Origin of the sequence: Altericroceibacterium indicum (assembly GCF_009828105.1) — a bacterium.
In the GTDB taxonomy this organism is placed as follows: domain Bacteria; phylum Pseudomonadota; class Alphaproteobacteria; order Sphingomonadales; family Sphingomonadaceae; genus Altericroceibacterium; species Altericroceibacterium indicum.
On record NZ_WTYQ01000002.1, the window covers coordinates 461,567 to 479,935 of the forward strand.

At 55.5% G+C, this 18,369-nt stretch carries 18 protein-coding genes; 8 read left to right on the forward strand and 10 right to left on the reverse strand.

Annotated features, from left to right (window positions below):
- Positions 1–73 precede the first annotated feature (73 nt).
- The 5 genes from GRI39_RS07040 to GRI39_RS07060 form a co-directional block, all read right to left on the reverse strand.
- A complete protein-coding gene (locus GRI39_RS07040) occupies positions 74–349 on the reverse strand; it encodes a hypothetical protein (RefSeq protein ID WP_246204942.1) in 276 nt (91 codons plus the stop codon).
- 258 nt (positions 350–607) lie between these two features.
- Positions 608–994 (reverse strand): hypothetical protein, encoded by a 387-nt coding sequence (locus tag GRI39_RS07045; protein ID WP_160738987.1) that lies wholly within the window; start codon positions 992–994, stop codon positions 608–610.
- Between the two features lie 18 nt (positions 995–1,012).
- The gene (locus GRI39_RS07050; RefSeq protein ID WP_160738988.1) at positions 1,013–1,426 is read right to left on the reverse strand and encodes a hypothetical protein; all 414 of its coding nucleotides are present in this window, start codon (positions 1,424–1,426) and stop codon (positions 1,013–1,015) included.
- 79 nt (positions 1,427–1,505) lie between these two features.
- On the reverse strand, positions 1,506–2,702 hold the full coding sequence (locus tag GRI39_RS07055; protein ID WP_160738989.1) for a hypothetical protein: 1,197 nt from the start codon (positions 2,700–2,702) through the stop codon (positions 1,506–1,508).
- A 327-nt stretch (positions 2,703–3,029) separates the two neighbouring features.
- A complete protein-coding gene (locus GRI39_RS07060) occupies positions 3,030–4,313 on the reverse strand; it encodes a tyrosine-type recombinase/integrase (RefSeq protein WP_246204943.1) in 1,284 nt (427 codons plus the stop codon).
- A gap of 263 nt (positions 4,314–4,576) precedes the next feature.
- On the opposite strand from GRI39_RS07060, the gene GRI39_RS07065 reads away from it, so the two are divergent.
- From GRI39_RS07065 to GRI39_RS07075, 3 genes are all read left to right on the forward strand, one after another.
- Positions 4,577–4,960, forward strand: a complete 384-nt coding sequence (locus tag GRI39_RS07065) for a hypothetical protein (RefSeq protein WP_160738990.1) — start codon at positions 4,577–4,579, stop codon at positions 4,958–4,960.
- 81 nt (positions 4,961–5,041) lie between these two features.
- Positions 5,042–5,392: a UrcA family protein gene (locus GRI39_RS07070; protein WP_246204944.1), complete on the forward strand. Its 351-nt coding sequence runs from the start codon at positions 5,042–5,044 to the stop codon at positions 5,390–5,392.
- A gap of 25 nt (positions 5,393–5,417) precedes the next feature.
- Complete coding sequence (locus tag GRI39_RS07075) at positions 5,418–7,019, forward strand: tetratricopeptide repeat-containing sulfotransferase family protein (RefSeq protein WP_160738991.1); 1,602 nt, start codon at positions 5,418–5,420, stop codon at positions 7,017–7,019.
- 88 nt (positions 7,020–7,107) lie between these two features.
- Here the strand turns inward: GRI39_RS07075 and GRI39_RS07080 are convergent, their stop codons facing one another.
- The 5 genes from GRI39_RS07080 to GRI39_RS07100 all read right to left on the reverse strand — a co-directional run bounded on the left by GRI39_RS07080 (position 7,108) and on the right by GRI39_RS07100 (position 14,048).
- Complete coding sequence (locus tag GRI39_RS07080; protein ID WP_160738992.1) at positions 7,108–9,528, reverse strand: TonB-dependent receptor; 2,421 nt, start codon at positions 9,526–9,528, stop codon at positions 7,108–7,110.
- Between the two features lie 164 nt (positions 9,529–9,692).
- On the reverse strand, positions 9,693–10,670 hold the full coding sequence (locus tag GRI39_RS07085) for a sterol desaturase family protein (protein WP_160738993.1): 978 nt from the start codon (positions 10,668–10,670) through the stop codon (positions 9,693–9,695).
- Between the two features lie 287 nt (positions 10,671–10,957).
- Positions 10,958–11,899: a Vgb family protein gene (locus GRI39_RS07090; RefSeq protein ID WP_246204946.1), complete on the reverse strand. Its 942-nt coding sequence runs from the start codon at positions 11,897–11,899 to the stop codon at positions 10,958–10,960.
- 31 nt (positions 11,900–11,930) lie between these two features.
- Positions 11,931–12,935: an MBL fold metallo-hydrolase gene (locus GRI39_RS07095; protein ID WP_160738994.1), complete on the reverse strand. Its 1,005-nt coding sequence runs from the start codon at positions 12,933–12,935 to the stop codon at positions 11,931–11,933.
- 18 nt (positions 12,936–12,953) lie between these two features.
- Positions 12,954–14,048 (reverse strand): MBL fold metallo-hydrolase, encoded by a 1,095-nt coding sequence (locus tag GRI39_RS07100; protein WP_160738995.1) that lies wholly within the window; start codon positions 14,046–14,048, stop codon positions 12,954–12,956.
- 212 nt (positions 14,049–14,260) lie between these two features.
- Here GRI39_RS07100 and GRI39_RS07105 point away from each other — a divergent pair, with 212 nt between their 5' ends.
- From GRI39_RS07105 to GRI39_RS07125, 5 genes are read left to right on the forward strand one after another with little or no spacing between them, the layout of a single operon-like run.
- Complete coding sequence (locus GRI39_RS07105; protein WP_160739251.1) at positions 14,261–15,346, forward strand: putative urea ABC transporter substrate-binding protein; 1,086 nt, start codon at positions 14,261–14,263, stop codon at positions 15,344–15,346.
- A 42-nt stretch (positions 15,347–15,388) separates the two neighbouring features.
- Positions 15,389–16,204: an ABC transporter permease gene (locus GRI39_RS07110; protein WP_160738996.1), complete on the forward strand. Its 816-nt coding sequence runs from the start codon at positions 15,389–15,391 to the stop codon at positions 16,202–16,204.
- Positions 16,201–17,019, forward strand: a complete 819-nt coding sequence (locus GRI39_RS07115; RefSeq protein ID WP_160738997.1) for an ABC transporter ATP-binding protein — start codon at positions 16,201–16,203, stop codon at positions 17,017–17,019. The genes GRI39_RS07110 and GRI39_RS07115 overlap by 4 nt, the downstream gene beginning before the upstream one ends.
- Before the next feature lie 12 nt (positions 17,020–17,031).
- Positions 17,032–17,541: a CopG family ribbon-helix-helix protein gene (locus tag GRI39_RS07120; protein ID WP_160738998.1), complete on the forward strand. Its 510-nt coding sequence runs from the start codon at positions 17,032–17,034 to the stop codon at positions 17,539–17,541.
- Complete coding sequence (locus tag GRI39_RS07125) at positions 17,538–18,362, forward strand: urea amidolyase associated protein UAAP1 (protein ID WP_160738999.1); 825 nt, start codon at positions 17,538–17,540, stop codon at positions 18,360–18,362. Before GRI39_RS07120 ends, GRI39_RS07125 begins: the two co-directional genes overlap by 4 nt.
- The last annotated feature ends 7 nt before the right edge of the window (positions 18,363–18,369 follow it).

Here is an 18,369-nt window from a genome sequence, read left to right on the forward strand (position 1 = left end):
CCTGCTCGAAGGTCGCGATCAGACTTCTTTATGGGAGCAGTATCAAGCGATGATCGTAGCAGGTGCTGTTGATTTACCCGGTCCAAAAGGGGCCAAGGATGGTAAGAAGCATATAAGCCATTACTAGGACAAGCCCAACAGCAGGGCGGAGTGCAGCTGATGTGCGAAAGCGCTTGCGGCGATCCTCGATCGTCTCCTCGAGGTCGAAATGGACGAGGATGAGATCGCGCAGCCGCTCGGCGGTGCGGCGGTCCGCGCCAATCTCATGCGCCATTTCGTCAAGCGTTAGGCCTTCCGCACTTTCGCTAAGTGCCTTAACTAGAGTGAGCAAACGGTCGAGCTTCGCCATGCGAGCCATCTTTCGCCTAGTCCACTACCGTGAGCAAAGGAGGCACGACCACGCCTAATGCGTCACTCGAAGGCCGATGGGAGAGCATCTTCACACAGAGCTCAGCAAGCGAAGCAATAAGGTTCGCCTTCTGTAACCCTCGATTGTGCGCAGCCTTATTGTAACGAATTCCTGCGATGTCGTCCGTTAGCATTGCGAAATAGTCCGCAACGGCAGCATCGATCTCCGGGGCAGTCCAGTCTTCGCCCGCCAAGCCTCTTACTCTTCAACCACTGGATACATCGGCATCGCCCACTCGGCATCCGGATTGTCCATCATCAGGTCTATGAATACAGGCAGCAAACAGCCAAGCAGGGATGCCCCGTCTCGCACCTGGTTACGGTTTGCGCCGCTGTCCCAAGTGGCACCGCCATGCACGAGCTGGTTGCGCAGCACATAAAGGCGATCAAAAAGGATGGAGAGGATCCAAAGTAGGATGAAGCGGACGTCGAGATCGTCCTTTTCATTCTCGGCGCGCCTGAGCCAGCTCAGCGCCCGATGAACCCGCAGCGTAAGGGGTAGCGGAAAACCATCGCGCAACTCTCGCTGCTTTTGCTTGAGCGCTTCGGGATAAAGCGGATCCCCGGACTTATAGAAGCTGTTCATTCTCAAGGGTTAGCAAGGTCAACCCGGTTCGCCACCATCTTCTTCTATTAGCATGCGGCCTGCATCCGTAATCTCGAACCAGGGTTCCCCTCGATCTGGTTTGACCCATACAACATATCCATCCCGTTCAAGACGACTCATCACAGATCGATCCATCCAAAGTTTTCTGCGATCAAGCAGCAAGCCTCCCGCAAACATTCTGCCGCCGAGCGGCTCGGCAATGCGGTGATAGGCGCTCAGATAAGCAACATTGCGCCGCGTGTCCGCACGTTCGTTTCCCGGTGTCCGCTCGTGCCACCAATCAAGGTCATGGGTATGGGGACGAGAGCCATCCTCAACCGTAAATGTCGACGGTCCATCCCAGCCGACGCGTTCGAGCTCTTCGCTCAGGAGCCGGTGTGCCTGGGATTTAGTTAACCGCTTCACCGCCATCTAGCGCTCCTCTTAGATCCTCATTGCAATCGAAGGACCCAACGCGAAGTCCCTTGTTTGTCGAGAGCTTCCCTTTCCATCACCCACCTATCGGACGAGCAATGGATTGAACCTGAGGATAGATCAATTTCGTCCGAATTTGGTGGTGAAGCTCAGTAGCACCCTGATACCTACTAACCTTGCTAATCTTCACTTTCGACTGTCGGAAAGCCGGATGATCAACGAAATCAGAGAGGAGCCGCCCTTTGGCTGAGGCATAGAGAGTTTCATTCAATTCGCTATTTAACTGAAGTCGTCCAGCCGTATAGATGCCACCATTGAACCGGATTGAGCACGAAAGCACACCCTGTCGAAATTCAAAAAGATACTCGGCTCCGTTCCTACCGAGATGCGAAAAGCCTATTTCCTCACCCCTTCTCATTTTTTCCACGCACTCCGCCCAGACACCTTCGGCCTGTCTACCTAAAGCCTGAAGGAGAGCCTCGGTGACGGTATCAACCATGCCCAAGGCGCTAGCTTCTCTCGTTTTGCTGCGGCGTTTGAATAAACGACGCTGATCGTTCCTATAAATCGGAGCTAAGCTACGCAATTCTCTGGCGTTCCAAACCGTGTATCCCTCCAACTTTTCGTCGAGCTTTTCATCCCATATGACCAACGCATGGTCATATGGGTCACGGTCGAAACCAATCGTGCTTAGGCAACTAATGGGACTCATTCGGAGCCACGCCCCTCGACAGTCGTGTCCGATATTCCTGACCAACGCCGCGAAGCTGCTACGCATAGCTATATCGCGTTTTGACAGCTCCTTGCGATGCTTTCGAGCTGCGTCGACGTGTTCAAGATAGCGAACTGAGAGACACTCTTTCCAATCGCGCCCGCGCTCGTGGAAAAGATGGTCGGGGAAAGCGATGGGAATACAAACGCCGTCGATAGTGAAGTCGACAATCAGGAGCTCGTCGTTAGTTACATGCGCCTCCACCAGCCGCACGCTATTTCGAGTTGGCAACGCAATGCCGTCGTCACCAAGTGCTTCGAGCTTCTCTGTAAGATGACAAAGCAAGGCCGACATTTCGCCAGCTTTCAGACGAGCAATTCCGAACGATAAGCTGCTGGCACCATTCCAGACCCTACCAATCGCTTTTGCTGCGTTGCTATAACCGCACCAAATCGATGGCTGTAACCCATCCAGAAGGATCATCGCTTCAATATTTTCTTCAACAGCAATATTGGCTGAGCAGGTATTCGTCTCGAAGGCTTCGCTGGTATAAATTCTCACTGTTTCTCGTCCCGGCTTTCGCACTGCCGGAGATGCTCGCATAAGCGACGCTAGCAACGCGGGTTTCTCAGCCCTTGCTAGATTCTAAATCTTTCTAAAATATTCCATTTCTCTCATTATGTTCCTGATCAAGCTTGGCAAGTTGAAGAGGAGTCATCCGCTTGCCTGTGCCAACTTACCCTTGGCTATCAATTACCGTGTAGTTCGTCATCGGCACGCAGCCAAATTGGCCTAGTGCGATGTAGAGCTCGTCAAGGCATGCGAATAGATTGGCCGAAAAATGCGACCAACGACAACCTAGATGCTGTCCGCATTTTCCAATTTTCTTTACGCAAGCGTCGCCAAAGCCTCTTCGGCATCATCACGCACGAGATGCCCATAGTGCTTTTCTATCATTGCGACACTCGTGCCGGACAGCTGTGCGACTGTAAGGATAGGTAATCGGGCCCGCACGAGGTCCGTGATGACGCTATGGCGGATGGTGTAGGCGGACACGGCGCCTGGCAGTCCGGATCGGCCGACAGCCTTCTTGATTGGGTGTTTCCAAGCGTCTTTATTCCAATGCTCTCCACCCGGTCGCGAAAAAATGTAGGCGCCCGGCAATTTACCCTTCACTTGGTTGGCAAAGAAATCGGCGATCACGGGTGGCAGCGAAATTTGGCGAGGATTGTCGTTTTTATCGTAGCCGACAATCAACGAACGAGTGCGCACATCGAATTCGCCAGCCGTGAGCTTTGCGAGCGCGCCTGGGCGAAGTGGTAGCAGACAGAGGCCCTTGACGAACGGCTTAGCTTCTTCGCTCATCGCATCGATCAATCGCTTCCGTTCTGCTTTATCAAGATACAATGGACGACGTTTATCGGCACCTTTGTGTGGCTTTAAAGCTTCTTGCCATGCAGCTTCTGTGTTCGGCGGTCCTTCCAACAGCACCTGACCTAAGGCTGCGCGCAACGGCACCATATCTCGATTGACAGTTGACTTCTCGCGTTCCTTCCAGCGTTTTTCCCCCTTATTGCTCCTTGTGAGTAAAGCAGGTGTCTCCTCCAGCCGTTTGCGCCATGCGCGCAAATGATGCCTCCGCAGCTTGTCGAGCTTCACCTTTGCGATCGGATCGGAATAGACGTGGCGTCGGAAGACGCCCTCTGCAATTGCACCGGGTTTCTCTCGTAAATATGCTTCGCAAGCATCCGAAACCGTCACGAGACTGGCGGCGCGAACCCCTCCGCTCTCCACGGTATCAGCCCAGGTTTCGGCATCGGCCTTTGCCTGCTTGAAAACGTCGTGTCCGCTCAGCTTCCCGTAGCCTCCGAGACACTTGCGCGAATAACGGTTGGTATCCGGATTATAGGCGCGGGCAAACCACGTCCCGCCGACCTTTTTCAATGACGGACTGTATCCGAGGTAACAGCCTTGGCGAAGGCGCTGCCAATGCGGATCGCCCTTGTCCTTCGGCACCAACCTTTCCCGTTCCCCAATGCGGCTCAGATCAGGCATCTTCTCCCCGAACCACCCTTCCTCAAAAATCCTGTAAAAAACCTGTAAAACGGCGGTGAACAACCACGACCATTGACGCTTGTTTTTACGGTTTTTTCCGTTCAGGTAAAGCCGCAATTGTCCGCACCCCCCTCCTTCACACAGGTGGGGTCGCAAGTTCAATCCTTGCCGCGCCCACCATCTTTTCAGACAGTTCGCTGATTAGATGGCTGCTAAGATCGGTCTATAAAGCGCAGCCTATTCGTTTGGGATCACCTCCCCATTCTAAACGCTTGACGCAGCGCACATTTCTCTTAGCATCTGCAGCAATTACAAAAACAATATCCGCAGGAGAACTTCAGCAATCCGCGTCTTTCCAGGCGCGAAGTGAGGAGGTTTGCATGCGGTCGTGGTCATTCTGCCTGTTGCTTGGCACTATTGCGATGGGGTCCATCGCTTCGCCGGCATGGGCACAATTTTCGCCCAGAACCGAACTGGTCCGTTGCGGCGCAGAAAGCTGTCTGGAAATATCGGGTTATCGTGACGACCCCGCCACGATTATCAGCCTCAACGGGCAGGATATGAAGGCAGAAGGGGGCAACAAATGGCGCATCGTTCTGCCGGTTGAAGCGGTTCGACAGATGTCCGCCCCACGTGCTCGGAGTCTGGACGTCTCGCTGCGCAACCCGGAAACAAACCGCATCACATCCGCCACCACCCGATTGCCGATTGGCTTGCTGGGCGATATCACATCGCTCGCCTCAATAGAGGTCAGTATCTCCTGAAACGCTGCAATTCACTCGTCGATCCTTGCATCCACACCGGTATGAGCATATCCCCAAAGATAGCCGCCGCAGAGCGGTGTTATGACTTTGCAGGAGACGATGATGATGAAGGCAGGCCTTATGGCCCTGGCAATGTGCGCAGTTGCTGCGCCGGCTATGGCAAATTCCACTCCCGATCCTTTCGTTCAGGACAAGGTGGCGCTCCGCCTCGATGGGCTGGACCTCTCCACTGTGGACGGACAGAACCGCCTCGCCATCCGTATGGATGCAGCCGCGCGTGCCGTTTGCGGCGATGGTCTTGCTTCAGTCCATCTGAACGCAGATGCACAGGCACAGGAATGCCGCACGCAAGTTCTGGCCAATATTCGCAACCAGATCGAAACCCGAATGGCAGCCAACCCATCGCAGGTTCAGCTCGCTTCCAGCCGCTGAGCACTAATGTGATGTTGGGCTCGCCATGAAACAGACGAGCCCTCCATTGCAAACTTCTCTTAATTCGCTGGAAACGCAGGCCCGCAGCGCGCTGAAGCGCGGCGACCCCGGTGCAGCGGCATCGGCGGCAAAAGCGCTGGTACTCGAAGATACCAGCCAGCCAGCCGGCTACTTCCTGCTTGGCATTGCCGCTGCGGAAACCGGACAGGTGGCCAAGGCTATCCCACTGATTCAGGCTGCGGTGGACCGAGGGCCGGTGGCAGAGCATGTCGCCCAATTAGCAAGGCTGCTCAGCCTGTTGCGCCGCGATGGTGAAGCGGCAGAGACTGCACGTAAGGCCCTTGCGCTCAATCCAGATGATGCACGCACACTGGATACCATCGGCTGCGTTCTGGCCCGTCTGGGCGATCATGAAGGCTCGATTGAACCATTCCGCAAGGCTGTTTCCTCTGAACCTGACAATGGCGATTATCGCTATAATTTCGCTGCGGCTTGCGGCTTTACCGGCCGTGTGGAAGAGGCGCGCAGCGCCTATGAGCATGTGCTCGCAGCCGATCACGGCAATGCACGGGCCCATTATGCCCTCGCCATTCTCTCCCGGCAGACTGCGAAGAACAATCACGTCACAAGGCTGAAGACGGCGCTTTTGCACGCTGGCAATTCTGATGATGCGCTCCGTATTCACTATGCGCTGGCGAAAGAGTTGGAAGACCTCGGCGATAGCGAAGCCTTCACTCACCTGTCTGCCGCGAATGACGCCCATAAGCGAAGTATTGGCTACAGCTTTGCGCAGGATGAGGCGATCTTTGACGCGATAGAAGCGCTGTTCGCTGATCCGGCACAATCCGTTGCCTCCAGTTCAAAAACGCCAGACGACGCCCCAATTTTCATCGTCGGTATGCCGCGCACCGGAACGACTTTGGTGGACCGGATCATATCCTCGCATTCCGATGTGGGTTCTGCAGGAGAGCTTCAAGCCATGCCCATTGCGGTGAAGCGGCTTGCGGGCACACCATCGCGCACAGTGCTTGATCCGGAAACAATCGCCACAAGCCACGGAATTGATCCGGCACATCTGGGTGCTGCTTATATAGCGCAGGCCAGCCATCATCGCCCCGCTGGCAAGCCCCGCTTTACCGACAAACTGCCCGCCAACTTCCTCTATATCGGCCACATTGCCCGCGCGCTGCCCAATGCCCGCATTGTCTGCCTGCGCCGCAATCCGATGGACACGGTGTGGAGCAATTATAAGAATTTGTTTGCCAGCCAGTCAGCCTATTACGCCTATTCCTACGATCTGATGGACACGGCGCGCTATTACGCCCGCTTTAACCGCTTGATGGCCATGTGGCGGCAGCTCTTTCCTGGCCGCGTGCTGGAATTATCTTACGAAGAACTGGTGGCCGATCAGGAGGCACAGACGCGCCGCTTGCTGGACCATTGCGGCCTTGAATGGGATGCGGCCTGCCTGTCCTTCCACCAGAACAGTGCCGCCGTGGCAACGCCGAGTGCCGCTCAGGTTCGGCGCCCGCTCAATTCGGATGCTATCGGAAAATGGCGTGTCCACGCACAGCATCTGGAACCGGTGCACGCATGGTTTGAGGCAGAAAATATCGCGCTGGATTAAGGCAGCGCTACTTAGTCCAAAATCAAACGGGGCGCTTGCCGGTTTACCCACAAGCGCCCCGCATGGCCTCTCCTACGAGATCAGTAGATCAGAACTTCATGCGCCCTTCGATCCCAACAGTGCGAGGGTTGAGAACGGCTTGGCGATAATAGCGTACCGCTACGCCATCGTTCACACCAATCCGAGAACGGTCATTGGCGACCGAGACCACCGCATATTTGTCGAAAATATTATTGGCGAAAAGGGTCAGGCTGAAATCGTCCCAATCATAGGTGAGCGATGCGCGATGTGTTGTGTAGCCCGGAAGCTTATCGCCATAAGCCCGGTCCCAACCAAGCCGTGTAACGATATTGCCACGATAGGTTGCCGTCCAGTTGGCAGTGAGATCTCCATCACCAAGCGGCATGGTGTATGTCGCGCCCAGACTGCCTGAATGCTTGGCAGAACCTGGCAGACGATCACCTGACAATGCGTCGAGCTGGGTAAACCGGTTGGAATAGTCACCCGGCGTCGTGCGGATTGTGAGAATACCGGGGACATCCTCAGTCAGCTTGGCATCGGTGTAGGAATAGGTACCCTGTACAGAAAGGCCGGTTGCAGGCCGCACAGAGAAGGAGGTTTCAAAGCCCTTCGATTTTCCGGAGCCGCCATTCACCGTGATCCCGGTCGCACCGTAGAGCGTAGCTGAATCCAATTGAATGCCCTTCCAGTCGATGTGGAACAGGTTGAAATTCAGCGTTACCTTTCGATCCAGCAATTGCATCCGGGTGCCGAGTTCGATGTTTTTCGTCGTGTCCGGGCCATATTGCATTTCGTCCGGCAGGGCGCAGATGATCTGCTGACCCGGTTTGATATCCGCCGGGCATGGTGCCACCCGGTTGGGGCCACCAATGCGATAGCCCTTGGAATATGTGCCATAGACCATGAAGTCAGGGCTGAAATTGTAAGAACTATTGAACTTCCATACCCAGCCACTTTTCCCGGCCTTACCACCATTGGCAGGCAAGTCATAAGGGCTGAGCGGGTCCCCCAGTACCGGAAGTGCAGCAGCGCCAGAGAGGGATGAGGTATATTTGTAATAGCGCGCGCCAGCCGTGAGCTGCCATTGGGGAGTTACGTTGAAAGTTCCTTCACCGAAAATCGCCTTTTCGGTGACTTTCGATTCAACATAGCTGACATATTCCAGCGCTTCCGGGTTGCTTGCTGCATCCACCCATGGGTGGTTCGGAATATGCTCTGCATAGTCGCTATGATATTTGTTTTCATTGTAAAACCCGCCAAGCACCCAGCGGAAAGGCCCGCCATGGCGTGAAACAAAGCGGATTTCTGCATTCTTCTGCTTACGCTTGGTATCGGATTCATTCCACGCGGCAAAGGCGGGGAACAACTCGTAATCATAGTCGAGATCAAGCAGCAGATCGGTGACGTCGGCCTTCCCGTGATAGACTGTTTCCGTGTAGGCACCGGTGGCGACCAGATCTACGATATCCGCGATATTGGCATTGACTTCAGCGCTGGCCAGATGGGCGTGGCGATTGACCGGCTCTTCAAAGCGGCTGGCATTTTCATAGCGGCCAGTACCCAGCACCCCTGCACTGTTGGACTGTGCGCCATCTGTCTTGGTCTGCTGATAGGCATAGGTCAGGGTCAGCTTCAGATCTTCGCTGGTCTGCAGCAGCAATTGGTTGCGGGTGGTGAAAGTCTTCTCGAAATTGAGATCTTTCTTTTTGTACAAATTTGCGTCGTATCCCGCCTCCGAAATGCTGTCGGGGCCGTCTGGTTGCGGCAGCGATACACCCGGTTCCTTCACCAGCAATGGATAGTCGATAAAACCCGGATCATAATAATATCCGGTCGAGGTGCGGAAGGCGATGTGGTCCTGCACGATCGGTACATTGACCATCGCATCAACCTGATAACCAATGTCGCCACTATGCGACTTCACATAGGTGCGACCATGCGCAGCCATTTCAAACGATGTCGCATTGGGGCGATTGGGGATGTAGCGGATGTTACCAGCCAGCGTGCCAAGCCCAAACAATGTCCCCTGCGGACCAAGAAGGACTTCGACCCGTTCAATATCGAGCAGTTTGAAGTCATAATAAAGCGGCACTTCGCCCAGATAAATGCCCAGTGAGTCATCGTAATTCGTGCCACCGTCGCCCACATCCGAAGCGTTGAGGCCGCGCAGAACGATAGAACCTGTGGTTCCGGCGCCAGTGTCGGAAACGGTCATGCCGGGAATGAAGTCAGAAATGTCGCGAATATCGTCGATCCGCTCACTGTTCAGTTCGTTTGCGCCAATGGCGGTGATGTTGATCGGCGTATCCATTAGTGTCGTGGCGCGGCGTGTACCGGTTACGATAATGGTGTCCTCATCATCTGCCACAGTGCTGTCTGCGGCCACGCCTGCGGTGGCATCTTCGGCCATGGCTGGCACTGCCATCATCACACTTGAAATGAAGGTTGCGGATAGAAGACCGACCTTGAACTGTATGCGACTTGTCATTCTTGCCCCCAATTTTTGAGTTGAGTCCTCCCACACCCCGAAGCGAGCCGGAGCCGGACTTGTGTTCCAGAATTTGCGCTTAAGTGCCGCCTTGCCGTTCCCGTTATCGGGTTGCTGTCATGCAGCGTGACCTGGCGATCCGACCTAGACCTTTGGTTGCATTCTCATGGCTCCCCCTTTGCGGCCCCAGTCTCCGCACCGCGTTTCTTTTTCAGTTTTTCTATGACCGGCTGGAACGGAAACATGAACTGTTCCCAGATCGACAGCCGTTTGCGTTCATCCTGCCCGACGATGCTGGATTCCCCTTCGCGATAGGTGCCGAAGATGCGATCAAGCAGGATCAGGGAATTCGCATAATTGCACCGCGTATCTTCATAACTCAGCGCCGTATGGTGCAGGCTGTGATGACGGATGCTGGTGAATATGTAGGAATAGAAAAGCGGGGGATCGGATCGGATATTGGCATGGGCAAAGCCGGAAATTACACCCAGCACACTCAATGCACAGAACAGCGCCACACTATCCACATCCAAGAGCGCCACAATGCTCAGGCTAATGAGGAACAACTCGATCGGATTGCCGACAAAGCCCTTCATCGCATTGAGCTGCGTGACATGGTGATGCGGCGCGTGGGTCAGCCATAGCGGATACCAATCATGCATCGCGCGGTGCATCCAATATTGCCCAAATTCGATCAGGAAGATGATCAGCGCTGCCTGTAGCACCAGCGGCATCTGCATGATCCAGGGTGTTGTGATGCCAAGCTGGCCCTTGAGAGAAGCCAGCGGCCCATCAGCAAAGGTCTCTGTGGCCCAGCCGATCACGGTGTAGACAAGGAGAACATAAAACAGATCGGTGGCAAATTCCTTCCACGTCAGCCGCCATCCCTCATGCCGCTCAAACAACCTCTCTAACCCCAGCAGGGCAAAGCTGATGACAAAACCTGCTATCATGATCGACAGAGGATTTTCCGTCAGGCTCCGTGGTGAGAGCAGCCAAAAAAGGACAACCGCACCAACAGTCAATGGCGGAATAAGGTTCACCAGCACATTTGTATACGCTTGAGAGGGTTGCGCGACTGACTCGGCAGCAACACCATAGGCGTCCACTTTGGAGCTATGACGGTCCGTTGCTTTGTCCATAAACAATCTCCATTATCGAGCTAGAAACCGGCTCAATGCTGCAGATCCTCACCCTATCAGCCATTCTACGCGGCGATAGAGCACACGCTATAGATATTACTTAAACCGTCAAGAGTATTAATTGAGCGTTTTTATTGCATTGCAAAATTCGTTCGCATTCGCAGAATTTCAAGGTTTTTTGTGTACACAATAGGGATTTTGGAAGCGCTGAGCGTGACGGAGTGAATTCTAAACGGCAGTTTCACGTAATAATCTATCAACGGCTCAGCGAATCGCACATATATTGGCTAGTCTTTCTCAGCAGCCCACCACGTCAGCGTGTGCACATCATGTGCGCTCGTCCAGATACCCTCGGGCGTGTAGCGCAGCGCGCCACTGCCTTCAGGCTTACCTTCACGCGCGAGGATGGCATTGGTGCTCGCATCGATCACCACAAAGGTTTGATCATCGGTTGTCCGCAGCCAGACTTTGCCGCCGCCGGTATCAATATCCCCCCATTTGAGCGATTCCCCGACCTTGATCCGGGTGATGACTTCCACCGTCTTCGGGTCGATCCGCGCAAGCGTACCGTCTTTCTGCTCCTGCACCCACACTGCGCCTTCCCCTGCGGCGAGGAAGCCGGGCATTTCCCCAAGTTTGATGGTATGGGTCACAGTATTGGTTGCAGGGTCGATCCGCTGGAGTGTGCCCGCTTTTCCACTGACCGCCCAAAGTGCACCGAAACCAGCAGCAAGGTAAGAGGTGGCAGGGCTGACCTTGATGGTGGCGACCACGCTATTGGTTCGAGGGTCAATGCGGGAGATTGCTCCGGCAGTCTGGTCAGGTGCCCAGATGGCCCCGGCAGTGGCAACGATGTTCAATTCACCGCTCGGCCCCATTCCTGCAGGGATTTTTGCCAGCACTGCGGATGTTTCAGGATCAATCCGGTACACCTCGCCGCCCTGGCAATTGGCTACCCAGAGGGAGCCGAAATCCAATGTCATTGTTCCGCAAGGCCTTGGCACTGCAACGCTGGCCAGCTTCTTAGTGGTGGACCATTGCTCCACCCGGCCATCATTGGTGGTCCACACTGTATTACCATCAACCGTCAAAAAGTCTGCAAAGCCAGGAACATTGATAACCTTTTCCTCAAACGCCAGTGCAGCCGGTTCAGCGGGAGTTGAAGCAATCGGAGGTTCCTGCGTGCAGGCTACGGCGAGGAACGGCATCAAAATCATCGAACGCTTCATGGCAATGCTCCTTGGGAAGGTGGCCCCGGACTTAACTATAGCTGTAAGGATTGACGTCGATCGTCGTCAGGCTGCGTGTTTCAACGCAAAGAAAGACCGTGCCGGTGAAATAGATGCCCGGTCCAGGGACGGTTTTGGCATATTCATAGGTCTCCCGCAGTTGCTGCACGCTCATCTGAACGGGGGCTTCATCCGGCTGCCAGGTGAGGCCATAGGGATAGTCCACACCATCCTTGCTGATCTCGACATGGCAGCCCATCACATGGGTCACCGGATAGGTATCTACGAAATCGATGAGACGCTTCATGCTGTCGAGCCATGGCTGCCAGAAGCTGATATAGCAGCGTCCACGATAGAACATGTCGCCCGTGTAAAGGATCTGCGTATAGCTGTCGTAATAGGCAAATTCGGAGATCACATGCCCGGGTGATCCCCAAATCAATATTTCGCGCCCACCAAGGTCCAGCGACACGCGTTCTTCCGGGAAGTTGGTCATCCCCCAAAAGCCCAGCATCTCCTCATGCGTCAGCCCCATATATCGGGTGTTGGGGCGATCCGCGAACTGATTGACCGCAGCGTAATGGTCATCATGCAGGTGACTGAAGGCGACCAGCAGTTCCAGGCTAGCCGGATCACGCCCATTGCGCGCGCACCAATGGGCAATACACTCATCCACCACGCCGCGCAGATCCCAATCATTGCGTAACGACGTGTAGCCTTCATCCAGCAAAAGCACCCGGTCATTGCCGAAATAGAGCGGGGCGAAGGGTGCTTCGTAGCTATAGGCCTTGTTCTGGCGCAGGATGGCTGTGTGGGCGTTATACCAATGGACCTGCACCGGCGGATCAGTGTTGTCCATCAGCGATTCCGAACCGCAGATCCACTTATCAGGAAAGCTGCCGGGTGCTGGCAAATTACTGGTGAAGTCGATCGGTTCCGGTCGCGTGGCGGCCTTGGCGGCATCGCTGAAAGTGGTCAGCGCCATCGGCACGGCGACAGCGGCAGCATTGTAGGAAAGGAAAGTGCGGCGATCCATGGGAAGTCCTCTCGCGACTTAAAAGGGATGAGGTGGATTGATACGGGGCACACCCTCTGGCCACACCCCTGTCCGCTGGTCCGGGCTGATACCGTTGAACAAGATGAAATCAGGGCGGATCAGCATGATCTTCTGACCACGCGCTTCGCGGGCATATTGCAGCGCCTCAGCAATCAGCTCAGGCTCCATTTCCAGCACCCGCTCATATGGCTTATAGGTGGCAAAGCGCGGATAGTGTTTGCCCGGCAGAAACATCATGTCGATGTGCCCGCCCATCACCCATTTTACACTGTGGCTCGCAGCAAAGGCCTGCAAGCGCTCCAGCGAGGCGACGTAATCACCTTCATTGCTGATATTGATCCGGCCAGGGAACAGCAGGTCGCCCGTGAACAGGAAATCGCAATAGGGATCGTAAAAGCTCACCCCATCCTTATGCGTGCCGGGGGTAGGGATCGCATCAATGACCCGATCACCCAGATCGATCGCGCCGGTCCCGGAAGGCCAGCTTCCTGCCAGCCCATAATGGCGTTTCATCAAAGCGAGTGGCGGCGGGACGATAGTTGTGTCAGGCCGTCCGGCAAATTGCGACAACCCCTGATTTTGCGCCACATCTTCCCCGGAGGTCAGCGCGATGGTCAAAGGCACCTTCGCCCTGCCCCGCGCCTGCCCCCAACGGGTGATGAGGGCATCAACCATCTCACGCAAAGGGTAGTATTTCGCGTTTGAAGTAGCCCCGCTATCGATCAGCAGCGCACCCTTATTGCCGAACAGAAGGTAGGTGAACGGCGCTTCCCAATGGACGCAGACATTCTCCCGCATGACGAAAGTATCTTCATTATACTGGACCACCTGCACGCGTGGATCACGATTCTTGGCAGCAACGTTGGAACCATAGGCCCAGCGAAAACTGATGCTCCCCGGCGCAGGCCCATCGCTGGTATAGTCATGCACCACCGGCTCAGCCGGATGCAGTGGCACGGCGGAATCCGTATTGCGCACTCCTGCACGATTATAACCAAGTGCTGGATTGCCATTAGGGAAGCTACGCGAGGTTGCCGAGTTGACGATCCGCGGATTTGCAGGATTAATGGATGAGTTCGGCGTTTGAGGCATCGAATACTCCGGGCAAAGCCGCTGGTTCAGCGGCAAGAAACCGCCTTCGAAACATCTCCCCCAAAATATTCCCCAAGCCCGAGTGATCTGCGCCCCCGCTCACTTGAAGGGCACACCATATGGATATTACAAAAAATCGCAATGGTAATAAATTGATGATGGACAAGCCGGAATTTTCTCGCAATGCTGCAGTTGCGAAAGGAGATTCACCTATGTTGAACGGGATTCGTCGAGCGGGGGCAGCGGCGATGCTGGCATGCTCCCTCATCATGGCATCATGCTCACCAGCGACTGAGGAAAAAGCCAAACCTAAGACTGAGTTCAAGATAGGCTGGTCTATCTATGCTGGCTGGATGCCCTGGCCCTATGCCCAGCAAGCGGGCATCGTGAAGAAATGGGCCGATAAATACGGCATCAAGATCGATATCGTGCAGGTGAATGATTACGTTGAATCGGTAAACCAATACACCGCCGGTCAGCTCGATGGGGTGACCGTTGCCAATATGGACGCACTCACCATCCCGGCCGCTGGCGGCAAGGACACCAGCGCCATTATCGTTGGTGACTACTCTAACGGCAATGACGGAGTACTGCTTAAAGGATCCAGCAACCTCGCTGATATTAAAGGTCGTCAGGTCAATCTGGTCGAGCTCTCGGTGTCGCACTATTTGCTCGCTCGCGCGCTTGAATCCGTCAAACTGAAAATGAGTGATGTGCGGACGGTCAACACAGCCGATGCTGATATTGCAGGGGCTTTCAGTTCGCCTGATGTCACAGCAGCGGTGGCCTGGAACCCGCAATTGCTGACGATGAAGCAAGAGCCAGGCGCCCATGAAGTTTTCAGTTCGGCCGATATTCCGGGTGAAATTCTTGACCTTATGGTGGTGGATACAGCCACGCTCAAAGCCAACCCCAATCTCGGCAAGGCACTGGCAGGCATCTGGTACGAAACGACCGCTCTGATGCAGCGTCAGGATAAGGAAGGCGAAGCCGCCCGCGCGGCCATGGCACAACTCGCCGGCACCACGCCCAAGCTCTTCAATGAACAACTTGCCACAACCTATCTTTATGCAGACCCGAAAAAAGCGGTCGCAGCGACAACTGATCCTGCTCTGATCAAGACCATGACCAGGGTGCGCGATTTCAGCTTTGCGCAAGGGCTGTTTGGTCAAGGAGCCAGTTCGGCTAATGCCGTGGGCATGTCCTTCCCCGGCGGCAAAACACTGGGCGACAAAGACCGGATCACGCTGCGTTTTGACGATAGCTTCATGAAGATGGCCGCTGATGGGGGCTTGTGATCGGGTGAAACGGGGTCGCGGTGAAAACAGGATCAACGCATAATGCGCTGGATCAATCAAAGGATCGGACGGGGCAATAGCCTGCTCATGGGGATTGCCCCGATCCTGATACTTATCATTGTTTACCTGATTTTTGCTGCGGATCGCCATGCGATCAATCCGGCAGACAAGATCCTACCACTGCCGGGGCAAATGGTGGATGCAATGCGTGCCTTAGTGATCGAACCTGATCCGCTCTCGGGGCGTTACCTGTTCTGGGCCGATACGCTGGCCAGCCTCCAGCGCCTTGGACTGGGACTTGCCATTTCCACGCTTAGTGCGCTGCTTGTCGGGCTGGTGCTGGGTATTCTTCCTCCCGTTCGGGCAACCTTTGGGATGTTGGTGACCGGCATTGCAGTTATTCCGCCGATTGCTCTGCTGCCGATCCTCTTCATCGCTTTTGGCTTGGGCGAAACCGCCAAGGTTGCGCTTATCGTTATCGGTATCGCCCCCTTCATGATCCGCGACATTGCCGGGCATGTTGGCAGTCTGCCGCGTGAACAGATTGTGAAAGCACAGACACTTGGGGCCAGCACCTGGCAGCTCATATTGCGGGTTGCCCTTCCCCAAGCGATGCCGCGGCTGCTGCAAGCCGTGCGCTTATCGCTGGGCCCGGCATGGGTATTCCTGATTTCCGCCGAGGCTATCGCCGCCGACATTGGGCTTGGTTATCGCATCTTCCTCGTCCGCCGCTATCTCGCGATGGATGTGATCCTGCCCTATGTTGCATGGATCGCCCTGCTTGCTGCGGTCACTGATTTCCTCTTGGTCAGGTCCAGCCATCGCCTGTTTGGCTGGGCGCATGGAGATAGGCATTGAGCACGCTCCTCAGCCTGCAAGACATATGGATCGAATATGGCGACAAGGTCGTACTCGAACGCATCAATCTGGAAATAGAGGAAGGGTCCTTCGTTTCCATTATCGGCCCATCCGGCGCCGGAAAAAGCAGCTTGCTGCGTCTGGTACTGGGTCAGGACACCTCGTCACGCGGGAGTATCACGCTCGATGGTGTGCCGCTTAAGCCAGAGTGCGAACCTGATCGCGGCGTCGTATTTCAACGCTATTCCGTGTTCCCGCATATGACCGTACTCGGCAACACACTGTTCGGGCTGGAATGCGCGCAAGCGCCGATCACTGCGCGACTATTTGGCGCAAAGCGCCGCGCTGCCATTGCCGAGGCTGAAGAGATGCTGGAGGCAGTGGGACTGGGCGATCATCTTCACCTTTACCCGGCACAGATGTCGGGCGGAATGCAGCAACGCCTTGCCATCGCACAAGCACTTATCAAGCGACCGCGCATTCTCTTGCTGGATGAACCTTTCGGTGCGCTTGATCCCGGCATCAGGTCCGACATGCACAAATTGATCACCCGTTTGTGGAACGACTATTCGCTCACCGTCATCATGGTCACGCATGACATTGGTGAGGCATTTGGCCTTGGAACACGGGTGCTCACGCTGGACAAATGGCGGCACGATCCCCACGCTCCGCAGCGTTTTGGTGCCACCGTCGTTTATGATCTCGCACTGACCCGCAAAACCGCTTCTGCGGGCGAAATCAGCACGGCCAAAAGCATCGAGCATCACCCCGAAAATAATCGTAGTATTACGATTGACAGAACTAATAATAATTGAGAAGACAAACTCATGGCTACCGAACCCACCAGCCTGGCCCGCCTCAGCATGAGCCTCCCTGCCGAATTGTTTCGCCAGCTTGATACGATGGTAGAGGAGCGCGGCTTACCCTCACGCTCGCAGCTTATCGCAGAACTGATCCGCCACGCGCTGGCCGATCACGAAGCCCGCACCCGGCCCGAAGAACTGCTCGCTGGCACCATCACACTGGTTTATCGCGGGGATCGCGGGAGCATCCGGCAGGAACTGGCGCTGACACAATCTGATTTTCTCAAGGAAGTCATCTCTTCGCAGCATGTCTTCCTTGAGGATGACCAGTCGCTTGAAGTTCTGCTGGTGCAGGGTCCCGCTGTTCGGCTGGAAGAATTGTGCGATGCCATGCGCCGCATTCGCGGGGTGCACCAGCTCCAGCTCTTCACCACCACCGCCCTGCTTCCACAGCTTCACAATCAGCCTGAAGCAGATGGCAATGGCAATATTGTGCCGCAAAAGGGGAAACCCGGAAAGACTGCCGCCGCATGACGCAAAACCTCGCCAATCCTCTCGCCGCCCGCGACCATGCCAGAGCGATGGAAGGGACGATCGTCGATGCTATGCCGGTTCTGCCGCCCGTCGCCGACGATTTGCCGGCTGATGTGTCGGCAGGGGATCTGGTGTGGGAAGAGACGATTGCCGCAGGTGGCTATGCCACCCGCAAACTTTCCCGTGGTTCCCGCTTGCGCCTGATCGACCTTGAAGGGGACGCCTGCGCTTCGCTGCTGATCTATAATGCCGAAATGCCAAGCGAACGGCTCAATGTTGCAGATACGGTGAAGGTCCAGTGGAACGCCTATCTGGGCGCGGGCAAGCTGCTGCTCTCCGATATGGGGCGCGTGTTGATGAGCATTGTGGAAGATGAGGCGCAAACGCATGATGCTTTCTGCGGCACTTCAAACGCCTCCACCAACGCAGCGAAATATGGCGAAGGCCGCAACAGTGGCGCCTTCCCTAATGGCCGGGACCGGCTTTTGCTCGGCTCCGCCAAACATGGCCTGCAACGGCGCGATGTTCACCCTTGTGTCAATCTGTTCAAGGGCACGCGGATTGAGGCTGACGGCACGATTACACCGCTGGTTGGGCCATATGAAGCTGGTCGCAAAATCATCCTGCGCGCTGAGATGGACGTGATCGTAGTGATCGCCAATTGCCCGCATGTGCTCGACCCGCGTGATGAATGGGCTGTGACGCCGCTGCGCGCATCGGCTTGGCGCGGCGCTGTGACGGATGAGGCAGACCCCGTCCGCAGCGCCACACCGGAAGGCCTGCGCGCCTTCAAAAACGTCGAAGATTACTACCGCCGCTAAAGAGGAC

Bases quoted from the DNA above. Each gene is read 5' to 3' on its own strand.
- GRI39_RS07090 (WP_246204946.1), bottom strand. From the start codon at position 11,899: ATGAAGCGTTCGATGATTTTGATGCCGTTCCTCGCCGTAGCCTGCACG.
- GRI39_RS07065 (WP_160738990.1), top strand. From the start codon at position 4,577: ATGCGGTCGTGGTCATTCTGCCTGTTGCTTGGCACTATTGCGATGGGG.
- GRI39_RS07100 (WP_160738995.1), bottom strand. From the start codon at position 14,048: ATGCCTCAAACGCCGAACTCATCCATTAATCCTGCAAATCCGCGGATC.
- GRI39_RS07045 (WP_160738987.1), bottom strand. From the start codon at position 994: ATGAACAGCTTCTATAAGTCCGGGGATCCGCTTTATCCCGAAGCGCTC.
- GRI39_RS07125 (WP_160738999.1), top strand. From the start codon at position 17,538: ATGACGCAAAACCTCGCCAATCCTCTCGCCGCCCGCGACCATGCCAGA.
- GRI39_RS07080 (WP_160738992.1), bottom strand. From the start codon at position 9,528: ATGACAAGTCGCATACAGTTCAAGGTCGGTCTTCTATCCGCAACCTTC.
- GRI39_RS07085 (WP_160738993.1), bottom strand. From the start codon at position 10,670: ATGGACAAAGCAACGGACCGTCATAGCTCCAAAGTGGACGCCTATGGT.
- GRI39_RS07050 (WP_160738988.1), bottom strand. From the start codon at position 1,426: ATGGCGGTGAAGCGGTTAACTAAATCCCAGGCACACCGGCTCCTGAGC.
- GRI39_RS07040 (WP_246204942.1), bottom strand. From the start codon at position 349: ATGGCGAAGCTCGACCGTTTGCTCACTCTAGTTAAGGCACTTAGCGAA.
- GRI39_RS07075 (WP_160738991.1), top strand. From the start codon at position 5,418: ATGAAACAGACGAGCCCTCCATTGCAAACTTCTCTTAATTCGCTGGAA.
- GRI39_RS07095 (WP_160738994.1), bottom strand. From the start codon at position 12,935: ATGGATCGCCGCACTTTCCTTTCCTACAATGCTGCCGCTGTCGCCGTG.
- GRI39_RS07120 (WP_160738998.1), top strand. From the start codon at position 17,032: ATGGCTACCGAACCCACCAGCCTGGCCCGCCTCAGCATGAGCCTCCCT.
- GRI39_RS07110 (WP_160738996.1), top strand. From the start codon at position 15,389: ATGCGCTGGATCAATCAAAGGATCGGACGGGGCAATAGCCTGCTCATG.
- GRI39_RS07070 (WP_246204944.1), top strand. From the start codon at position 5,042: ATGACTTTGCAGGAGACGATGATGATGAAGGCAGGCCTTATGGCCCTG.
- GRI39_RS07105 (WP_160739251.1), top strand. From the start codon at position 14,261: ATGTTGAACGGGATTCGTCGAGCGGGGGCAGCGGCGATGCTGGCATGC.